The following is a 9329-nucleotide window of genomic DNA, read 5'->3' on the forward strand; positions in this document are numbered from 1 at the left end:
CGCATAAAAAAACAGTTGGCGGTTCAGCGCGCCGGAAATAATGACCGGCGCGATAGCGGCAAGCCGATAGTGAACACTCATGTCCCAATGTGCCTCTTTCTGCGCCCGGACAGCGCAGGCCTTACCCAGAGGCGCGCGAGGAGCGTAGACATGACGCTTAATCACGAGGCTTCCACAAGCTCGGTGGTCAGCGACGAAGAAGTCGCGGCCATGGTGACAGGGAAAGATGGCCTGCGGGTGTTGTTGCAACCGCAGGTGGATCTGATGACCGGCAGGATCGTGTCGGCCGAGGCTTTGGCGCGATGGCAGCATCCGCGCCTGGGCATCGTCATGCCCGCCGAGTTCATTCCGGCGATCAACCGCATGGGCCTGGACAAGCTGTTGTTCGAGCGCGTCAGCCTGCACGTGATCGATGTGCTGTTGACGATGCGGCGCGCGGGCATCGCGGTGCCGGTCGCCATCAACGCGCCCGCGACGACCCTGTCAGACGAACGCGCCGTCGATTTCCTGCTGGACCGGATCTACAAGGCCGAACTGCCGGCTTCGCTGGTGCGGGTCGAATTGACCGAAGACCAGCCCATCCGCGAATTGGATGTGTTGCGCGCGTCGCTGATGAAGCTGGAGGACGCGGGGTGCGAGGTCAGCCTGGACGATTTCGGCACCGGCCATGCGTCGTTGAAGCTCTTGTCGGCCATCCCGCTGTCCGAAGTGAAGATCGACCAGTATTTCGTGACGCGCATGCGGCGCAGCGCCGTGGCGTTCGAAGTGTTGCGCACGGCCGCCGAACTCGCTACCCGCCTGGGCTGGCGCGTCGTTGCCGAAGGCGTGGAAAACGTGGCCGATATCCCGGCGCTGCGGGCGGCCGGCTGTCGTTACGGACAGGGTTTCGCGTTGGGGCGTCCGATGCCGCTGGAGGCGTTGATGGTGCGCCTGCGCACGCAGCGAGATGGCGGGGAGCCTCTGGCCGCGCCCGCCAGCTACGCGTCTTCCTGGATCGAGGCCTTCGATGGGGCCGTCACCGAGGCCGAACCCGCTTTTCCCGTCCGCGCGACGGCGCAATAACGCACACGGTCCACCTTGGCGCGCAATTTCTTCCAACAAGACCCGGACTTACCGGTCTGAAAACGGGGACTTCAATCCGTTTGCCCTTGCAGACGCCGGCGCGGGATTTGGGCACGTTGGTTGCTACTCCTGGTCTAGCGGAGTCTTTTCCGCCTTATCAGGAGACATGTAATGTCCAATCAGAATCAGCCCGACCAGCAAAAACAGCCGCAAAAGCAACAGGCCCAGGAAAACCCCAAGGACCGCAATCAGTCCCCTGGTCAGCAGCCTGGCCAAGGTGGGCAGCAGGCCGATAAAGGCCAGGGCCAGCAGGGCCAGCAGCCCGGCCAGCAAAACAAGACACAACGCTGACCCCCCGTTCGCGCATTGAGTCCGGAAGCCGGCAGCGCGACGTCCCGACGGCCCCGTCCGCCCCTTTACACGGTGCGGACGGGGCCGTTTGCGTCAGGGGACATAAGCCGCCATCATCCATTTCGTCCATTGAATAATGTCCCCGTATCGCCGACCATTGCCTACACCGTCGGCACCCCTAACCAGGAACCGCAATGAGCCTGAACGCAGCCGCGACGCGCCAGAGATCGGTCTTGGGCACCGCCATCGCCGTCCTGCTTGTCCTTGCAGCGCTGGCGGGGGTGCTGGCCTTTGCCGCCACCCGCATTGCGGAGCAGCGGATCTCCAGCATGCTGGGGCCTCGCGGGCAGGTGGGCGACGTGCGGGTGGGCTGGCGGCAGGTGGTGCTGACCGACGTCAACGTGCCTGGGGCCTCGGGGCAGGCGGGCGCAAGCGCCAAACGCATCGTGCTGGAACCCGATTGGCCGGCATTCCTGCGCCATGAGGCCGTCTTTAATTCCGTCGTGGTCGAAGGTTTCGATTTTGCCGTGGTGCGCAACGCGGATGGCGATATGAAGATCGCGCCCGCGTTGCAAGCAGCACTGCACGCGGGCGCCGGCGGCGACGGCAAAACGCGCGGCGACAGGACGATCCGCATCGCGGAACTGATCCTGCGCGATGGCCGTCTGGATTTCGAGGATGCCGTGATCTCGAAGCCTCCGCATCGCATCCCGTTCAAGAACGTGCAAGCGCGGTTGAGCCCAGTATTGATACCGGGCGACGGCGCGCATAGCGACATGACGTTCAGCGGCACATTGGAAGACAACCGCAATGGCGAGTCGACCGTGCGCGCGCAAGGCTGGCTTCAAATCGGCGGCACGGACGCCGACATGAAAGTGGCCGTGCGCAACATGGATATCCGGCATGCTGCTCCCTATCTGTCGGAAAAGGACGCAGGATCGCTGACCGGCGGCGCGATGGATCTGGACATGAACACCACCATTGCCAATCGCGAATTGCGGGCCTCTGGCAGCGTCGCGCTGCGGGGCCTGACATTCAGCGGCGACGGCACGCTGTTCTCGTTGCCCCGCAAGGCGGTGCTTGCCGCCATGAAAGACAAGAGCGGCGCGCTGCGTTTTGACTTCAAGCTTCAGGGAAGCCTGGACAACCCCAAGTTCTCGGTCCGGCGCGGTTTTGCGGCGCAGGTGGCGCAAGGCTTCGGCCGCGCCATCGGCGTGGGGGCCGAAGGCGCAGCCGAGGGCGTGACCGGGGCCGTGAAGGAGCTGGGCAACGCCCTGTCGGACTTGCTCAGCCCCTAGTGCGCGGCGCCGGGCGCGTGTTTGCCGATCAACGTGGCGCTCGCCTCGTTCAGGCCGACGACGTCCACGGCCAGGCCTGCGCGGCGCAGTTTGGCGACCGTCTTGTGTAGCGCGTCGACGGCTGAAATGTCCCAGAAATGCGCTTCGGACACGTCGATGACCACAGTATGCACCGCCTCGTGGAAATCGATGGCCGCGGCAAACCGCCCGGCGGAGGCAAAAAACACCTGACCGGCATAGCGGTACGTGCGGGTCGCGCCGTCCTCGGACAGGCTGGCCGTCACGGTCATCAGGGCACGGACCTTGCCCGCGAAGAACAGGCCGCTCAGCAACACGCCGGTCAGCACGCCGCGGGCCAGATCGTGCGTCCACACCACGACCAGTACCGTTGCCAGCATCACGACCGATGATTGCCAGGGGTGCGATCGCAGGTTGGGGAACGATTGCCAGTTGAAGGTGCCGATCGACACCATGATCATCACCGCCACCAGCGCCGGCATGGGAATGCGCGCCACCAGCGGGCCCAGGGCCACGATCAGGAACAACAGGAATGCACCCGCGACGAACGTGGACAGCCGCGTTCGGCCACCCGACCTGACATTGATGACCGACTGCCCGATCATGGCGCAGCCGCCCATGCCGCCCAGGAAGCCGGTGACGATGTTGGCGATGCCCTGGCCTTTGCATTCGCGGCGCTTGTCGCTGGACGTATCCGTCATGTCGTCGACGATCTGCGCGGTCATCATCGATTCCAGCAAACCGACGGCCGCCATGGTCAACGAGTACGGCAGGATGATGCGCAGCGTCTCCATGGTGAACGGCACGTCGGGAATCTGGAAGAAAGGCAGGGCGGACGGCAGCTTGCCCATGTCGCCCACCGTGGCGACGTCCAGGCCGCCATAGATAGACACGGCCGTCATGGCCACGATCGCCACCAGGGGCGAAGGCACCGCCGTGGTCAGGCGCGGCAGCAGGTAGATGATGGACAGCGCGCCGGCGATCATGGCGTAGGTGACCCAGGTCACGCCCGTCAGATGGGGCAATTGCGCCATGAAGATCAGGATGGCCAGGGCGTTGACGAAGCCGGTGACGACCGAGCGCGACACGTACTGCATCAGCAGGTCCAGCCGCAGGAAGCCGGCGGCGATCTGAAAGCCCCCCATCAGCACGGAGGCCGCGAACAGGTATCCGATGCCGTGGTCGCGCACCAGGGGCACGACCAGCACCGCGATGGCCGCGGTGGCCGCCGAGATCATCCCCGGCCGTCCGCCCGTGAAGGCGATGATGACGGCAATGGAGAATGAGGCGTACAGGCCCACGCTGGGATCCACGCCGGCGATGATCGAGAAACCGATGGCTTCGGGAATCAGGGCAAGCGCGACCAGCACGCCCGCCAGGATATCGGCGCGCGGATTGGACATCCATTCGCGATGAAGCTTGGAGAAGAAAGACATTGATTGGCTAACCTGAGGTCAGCAAGCGCCGGGCGGAGTCCCATTCAGAGGGAGTGCGGAGAGTGCCGGTACGCGCCCGGAATCGCTTGGAGTTGTCCGGGGGATAGGCGCCCGGCTGAGCCACCCGGCATGCCGGGTCCAACGGGGATCGCCGATAGGGCGACCGCTGCCTCCATTGCAGAAGCGGCGGTCGGATTGTACACGCAGGGCCCGGCCTGCCGCCGCTCAGAACCGGTAGTTGGCGCTGAGTTCGACGCGCCGGCCTTCGCCCAGCAGCCATTGCGTCTGGTTGTAGTAGGCGGTTTCGGCATACTGGCGGTCGAACACGTTGTAGGCGCGCAGCGCCAGACTCAAGTCTTGCCGCGGCTCCCATTGCAGCGCCAGATTGGTCGTGGTGTAGCCCGCCATTTCCAGGCGGTTGGCCGCGTCCGCGTAGCGTTTGCCGACGTAGCGCACGCCCGCGCTGGCCGTCCATCGCGGTGCGAACTTCCAACTGAGCCATGCGTTGGCTGCGCGTTCGGGGACGTCGGTGGGTACGTTGCCGTTGCGCGACACCGCCACGCCGCCCACCGACTCGTTGAAGTCGTCATAGCGTGCGCGCAGCGCCACGGCATTGACGTCCAGCCGCCAGGCCGGCGACAGTTCAACACCCAGCGTGGCCTCCAGTCCGCGCGACGATTGCTCGCCCACCTGGATACGCAGCGCGGGGTCGTTGGGGTCGCGCGTGACCAGGTTGTTCTTGGTGATGTGATAGGCGGCCAGCGTCCATTGGCCCTTGTTTTCCCAGAATGTCTGCTTCACGCCAATCTCGATCTGCTTTCCCTGCGAGAGCTCGTAGCCCTTGTTGGCGGGCGACAGCAACAGCAGGCTGCCAATGGGATCGGCGGCCTGCGCGTACTGACCATAGACCGACAAGGTGGGCAGCACGTCGTAGACCGTGCCCAGCCGCCATCCGATGTTGGTGTAGGTGCTGCGAAAGGCCGTTTCGTCCGCGACCAGGTCGCGCCGCTTCAAGTCGATATGGTCGTAGCGCACGCCGCCCAGCACCGACCAGCGGGAGGTCAGCATCAGCCGGTCTTCGGCGAACAACGCGTATTGGCTGGCCGTATTGCGGTAGCGCGGGGTTGTGCCGGCGATATTGATGAAGCGTCCATGATCCACGTCGTACGGATCCACCAGCGATGTGCCGGAGTAGGGCGAGTTGTTGGTGTGCTTGAGCGAGGCGCGGTTCAGCTCGACCCCCACCGCCACGTTGTTCGCCAGGCCGAACAGATGGCCGTCGAAGGACGCGTCGGTGACCATGCCGATCTGTTCCTGGTCGTGGCCGATCTCGGTATAGCCGCTGCGCAGTATCTGGCCGGCGGGCGTCCACGCGTAGTTTTCGGCATCGCGATAATCGCGGTTGCTGCCGATGTGGTACAGGCGGCTGCGCACGGCAGTGGCCGCATTGGGCGACCATTCGGCCTTGAGTTCAGTGCGGCTGTCGCGGTAGATGATCTTGCTGTCGGCCACGTTGTAGTTCTGCTTGCGCAACCCGTAGTCCAGCGTGCCGTCGACTAGCGGCGTACCGAAATAGCGAGTGGGCTCTTGCCAGCCGTAAGCCTGGGTCAGTGTGAAATTCAGGTCCGGCGACACGTCCAGGCGCAGCGCGGCGGTAACGGCGGCATCGCGCGAATCCCCCAGGCTGATGCCGGAATCGGTATGGTTGCCGCTGACGTCCAGTCGGTACGACCACTTGTCGTCCAGCGCGCCGCCGCTGCCGAAGCCGAACCGCTGGGTGTCATGCGTGCCCAGCGTCGTCATCAGCTCGTTTTCGATGGGGCCGCGGGTGGGCTTCTTTGGGATCACGTTGACCACGCCGCCAATGGCGCCTTCGCCGTACAGCACCGAGGCCGGGCCACGCAGCACTTCGATGCGGTCCACGGCCCAGGGGTCGTAGATGAAGGTCTGGCCCACGCCGCCGTATTGCCGCACGCCGTCATAAAGTTGCGCGACCGAGTTGGAATCGGTGAATCCGCGGGAAGACAGGGATGAGCCGCCGTTGCCCGGATGGCGCATGGCGCTGATGCCGGCCGCCTGGGTAATGGCGTCCGTGACGGTAGTGGCGCCACGGGCGCGCAACTGCTCGTTGCTGATGATGTCGATGCTGGCTGGCGTTTCGAAGGGCGTCAGGCCCAGCAAGGTGCCGGTGGACGCCGGGTCCAGCAATGTCGGCGCCGGGGTGTCGCCGGATACGGAGATGGCCGGCAGCGTGGCGACCGGGGCCGTTTGCGCATGCAGCGCGGGCGTGAAGGCGAGCGCGGTCCAAATGGCCACGCGCCGCTTCAGGACGCGACGCGTCCTGGCGGAGGAAAAAGACATGAGTACTCTCGGTAGGCTAAGGATTGCCGCGCAAGGGCGGCGCAGGGTTTAGCGGAATACCGGGAGGGGAGGCGGGGCGCGGGCGCCTAGCGGGGCGCCGGTGACCGAAGGATGGGCCGGGCCGGGCGGGGCGCGCGCGGCCACGGGGTGGGCCATGACGGCCAACGCCGCCGACAGCACAACGGGCGAGGGCGGCAGCGCAACGGCGGCAAGCGCCATGCCCACAGGGCAGGCGGCGGCTTGCGCCGCGTGCCGCTCGTCAGGGGCGTTGCCTTTGGTGTCCGGCTTGGACGGCCCGGCTACCCAGATGGGGCCGGCGGCCGAGCACAGCTGGATCAGCGTGCCGGTTTGATGCGTGGCCGGCATGAAGCCTTGCGGCACCATCGCCTTCAGCACGAACAGCATCAGCACTAGCCAAAGGCCGGTGTTGCCGCGGTTCAGGGTCGTCGATGAGAGGCGCATGGTCGGCGCTCATTCTAGAGCGTTTCGCCGTGGCCGTCCCCGGCATCAAACGGTTCGGGCAGCCCAGAACGCCGTGCGCACGGCGGGTGATGCGGCGATGCTCGCGGTGACGCGGTCCAGGTCCAGTTCGTCGACGGACGCCTCGCTGAGCGCGGCCTCGATCTCGACCTCGTTCTCGCCGAACTGGTCGATCTTCAGTTCGGACAAGGGTAGCTGTTCGGCTTCCAGCACCTCTTCCAGCACGGTCATGGCGGCCTGCCGGTGTTCCACATTCGCGATGACATGGATCACGTTCGTGACCTCCGACGTCTGCGAATCCAGCGGTTGGCGGTTCACGTAGCTGACAACGGGGCGCAGCAGGGTGTTGGCCGCCAGCACGAAGGCCGTGGCCGCCACGGCTTCCAGCATCAGCGAGGCGCCCGCGCAGGCGCCGATGGCGGCCGAGCCCCACAATGTGGCTGCGGTGTTCAGCCCGCGGATGCTGCCGCCTTCGCGCATGATCGCGCCGGCGCCCAGGAACCCCACGCCCGACACCACGTAGGAGATGACGCGCGCGCCGCCATCCGCACCACCGACGCGGAACGCCATGTCGACGAAGATGGCGGCGCCCACCGCCACCAGCACGTTCGTGCGCAGGCCGGCCGTGCGTTGCCGGAACTGGCGCTCGAACCCGACGATCGCGCCCAGCACGAAGGCGGTCAAGAGGCTGACGAGGGTGTTGGCCAAGGTCAGGAATTGGATGTTTTCGAAGTTCTTCATGGTCTTGCCCCTTTTTCAGCTTATGGGTGTTCGACAGGGCTGGGCGTGTCCCTGGCGCGCTCAGGGCAGCCGCCAGACTGAGGCCAGCACCAGGCCCGCGCCGACCAGCCAGATCAGCAGCAGGGCCAGCACGCGGGCCAGCAACAGGACTTTGTACGGGTCTTTCATGACAATCTCCTTGCCAGGAAAGCCGGGCTTCAGGCCGGCAGCACGGCGATGGAGGCGCCGGTTTCGTTTTCCCAGTGCACGCGGCGCACATCCGGGCTTTGGCCCAGCCGCAGGGCGACGGCGCTGAGCAGCCCGCGCAGGTGCGGCGGGCAATGCAGCGTGACGACCGTGGACGCCAGTTGGTCGGATTCGGCGCGTGACATGCGCACGGCGACCACTCGCAGGTCCAGCGCCTGCAGTTCGTAGTACAGCTGCTTGCGCAGCGTGTTCAGCGTAGCGCTGAGGCTGACGATGGTGAATTGATAGACCGGCGCGACGGGCGCGCGCGCCGGCGTGGCGCCCAGCGAGGCCGGGCTGCCGGTCCGGGCAGTCCGGGCGTCATGGGCTCGGTCCAGGAACGGGAAGAGTTTCTTGATGCGCATGTTCGTCTCCTTGACAGGGGAGTACGGTGGAAGGTCCACAGGCATGCGCCGCCTGACCGGCAAGGCACGCGCGCCACAAGGCCCGCGTATCGCGTCGGTAAGCTTTAGGGGGAGAGGGGCTGAACGCCCAAGTCCTGGCTGATCGCAGGACTCACGCGGAAGGGGGATTCCGCGGATCCTGCGTCAAGCGGCGCGAGCAGTCGGTTTTCGACTACATCCGTCGTTGTCCACAGTGATCTCTAGGTGGTTGAAAGTGCCGCGAGTATAGCGCCGGGCTAGGGTAAACACCAGGAAAAATTGCCCGCCCTGCGGATTGCGCAAGGCGGGGGGCTTCACTTCGGTTTGGGCGGGGGACCAGCGTAATACAAGGCCAGCGCCTCGATCTCGCTGTCGGTCAGACGTTGCGAAAACGCGCGCATGACGCCCACGTCGTCGTTCTGGCGCGAGCCATTGCGAAACGCGATCATTTGGTCCGTGAAGTACTCCTTGGATTGCCCGGCCAGCCTGGGCAGCAAAGGGCCTTCGCCCATGCCGCGCAAGCCGTGGCAGTTCGCGCAGGCGGGCAACGCCCGCGCGCCGTCGCCTTGCAGGTCCAGCTTGCGCGCCGCTTCGCCGCCGAACTCCCCCACGTGCAGCGGCGGGCCGGCCAAGGTCCCGTAATAGGCTGCCACCTGGCCGATTTCCTGTTCGGTCAGCGCGCGCGCGATCGTGTTCATCAGCGGCTGCACCCGCGTCCCGCTGCGGAAATCGGCCAGTTGCTTGGCCAGATACTCTTGGCTCAGGCCGGCCAGGTTGGGAAAAATGCCGCCGGTGGGTGTGATGCCCGCAGGTCCGTGGCAGGCGATACAGGCTTGGACGCCGGCCCCGGGCTTGCCGCTTGCCGCCAGTTGCTTGCCGGCTTGCGGGTCGGCGCCGCGCAGGAATCCTTCCCAGTCAGGACGCGAGGCGCTGAAATCCAATGCGCTTCGTCCTGGCACGGGCGCGGTGGCCAC

The 9329-nt window shown here is 65.8% G+C and carries 9 protein-coding genes and 1 other annotated feature; of the genes, 3 read left to right on the forward strand and 6 right to left on the reverse strand.

Annotated elements, in window-relative coordinates; genetic code table 11:
* The first annotated feature begins 150 nt into the window (after nt 1-150).
* The 3 genes from HG262_RS02595 (at nt 151) to HG262_RS02605 (ending at nt 2711) form a co-directional block, all read left to right on the forward strand.
* Nucleotides 151-1062, forward strand: a complete 912-nt coding sequence (locus tag HG262_RS02595) for an EAL domain-containing protein (protein ID WP_169269544.1) — start codon at nt 151-153, stop codon at nt 1060-1062.
* Between the two features lie 171 nt (nt 1063-1233).
* Nucleotides 1234-1413, forward strand: a complete 180-nt coding sequence (locus HG262_RS02600) for a hypothetical protein (protein ID WP_169269545.1) — start codon at nt 1234-1236, stop codon at nt 1411-1413.
* A gap of 194 nt (nt 1414-1607) precedes the next feature.
* A complete protein-coding gene (locus HG262_RS02605; protein WP_169269546.1) occupies nt 1608-2711 on the forward strand; it encodes a DUF748 domain-containing protein in 1104 nt (367 codons plus the stop codon).
* Here the strand turns inward: HG262_RS02605 and HG262_RS02610 are convergent.
* From HG262_RS02610 to HG262_RS02635, 6 genes are all read right to left on the reverse strand, one after another.
* Complete coding sequence (locus tag HG262_RS02610) at nt 2708-4165, reverse strand: SulP family inorganic anion transporter (RefSeq protein WP_169269547.1); 1458 nt, start codon at nt 4163-4165, stop codon at nt 2708-2710. The genes HG262_RS02605 and HG262_RS02610 overlap by 4 nt on opposite strands.
* Nucleotides 4166-4255: 90 nt before the next feature.
* Nucleotides 4256-4308, reverse strand: a sequence feature (sul1 is cis-regulatory element that is thought to sense ions involved in sulfur or methionine metabolism; They are found in Alphaproteobacteria).
* Between the two features lie 82 nt (nt 4309-4390).
* Complete coding sequence (locus HG262_RS02615) at nt 4391-6526, reverse strand: TonB-dependent receptor (protein WP_211186924.1); 2136 nt, start codon at nt 6524-6526, stop codon at nt 4391-4393.
* A 48-nt stretch (nt 6527-6574) separates the two neighbouring features.
* A complete protein-coding gene (locus HG262_RS02620; protein WP_169269548.1) occupies nt 6575-6988 on the reverse strand; it encodes a DUF2946 family protein in 414 nt (137 codons plus the stop codon).
* 45 nt (nt 6989-7033) lie between these two features.
* Nucleotides 7034-7747, reverse strand: a complete 714-nt coding sequence (locus tag HG262_RS02625; protein WP_169269549.1) for an MgtC/SapB family protein — start codon at nt 7745-7747, stop codon at nt 7034-7036.
* Nucleotides 7748-7944: 197 nt separating this feature from the next.
* On the reverse strand, nt 7945-8337 hold the full coding sequence (locus HG262_RS02630) for a hypothetical protein (protein WP_169269550.1): 393 nt from the start codon (nt 8335-8337) through the stop codon (nt 7945-7947).
* Nucleotides 8338-8669: 332 nt separating this feature from the next.
* A partial coding sequence (locus HG262_RS02635) for a c-type cytochrome (protein ID WP_169269551.1) occupies nt 8670-9329 on the reverse strand: 660 nt, incomplete at its 5' end.

Source organism: Achromobacter sp. Bel, from assembly GCF_012928505.1.
GTDB lineage: Bacteria > Pseudomonadota > Gammaproteobacteria > Burkholderiales > Burkholderiaceae_B > Achromobacter.

What these genes read in the sequence shown, in the direction of transcription:
- HG262_RS02625 (WP_169269549.1), bottom strand. Translation starts at nt 7,747, where the DNA reads ATGAAGAACTTCGAAAACATCCAATTCCTGACCTTGGCCAACACCCTC.
- HG262_RS02595 (WP_169269544.1), top strand. Translation starts at nt 151, where the DNA reads ATGACGCTTAATCACGAGGCTTCCACAAGCTCGGTGGTCAGCGACGAA.
- HG262_RS02610 (WP_169269547.1), bottom strand. Translation starts at nt 4,165, where the DNA reads ATGTCTTTCTTCTCCAAGCTTCATCGCGAATGGATGTCCAATCCGCGC.
- HG262_RS02615 (WP_211186924.1), bottom strand. Translation starts at nt 6,526, where the DNA reads ATGTCTTTTTCCTCCGCCAGGACGCGTCGCGTCCTGAAGCGGCGCGTG.
- HG262_RS02620 (WP_169269548.1), bottom strand. Translation starts at nt 6,988, where the DNA reads ATGCGCCTCTCATCGACGACCCTGAACCGCGGCAACACCGGCCTTTGG.
- HG262_RS02605 (WP_169269546.1), top strand. Translation starts at nt 1,608, where the DNA reads ATGAGCCTGAACGCAGCCGCGACGCGCCAGAGATCGGTCTTGGGCACC.
- HG262_RS02600 (WP_169269545.1), top strand. Translation starts at nt 1,234, where the DNA reads ATGTCCAATCAGAATCAGCCCGACCAGCAAAAACAGCCGCAAAAGCAA.
- HG262_RS02630 (WP_169269550.1), bottom strand. Translation starts at nt 8,337, where the DNA reads ATGCGCATCAAGAAACTCTTCCCGTTCCTGGACCGAGCCCATGACGCC.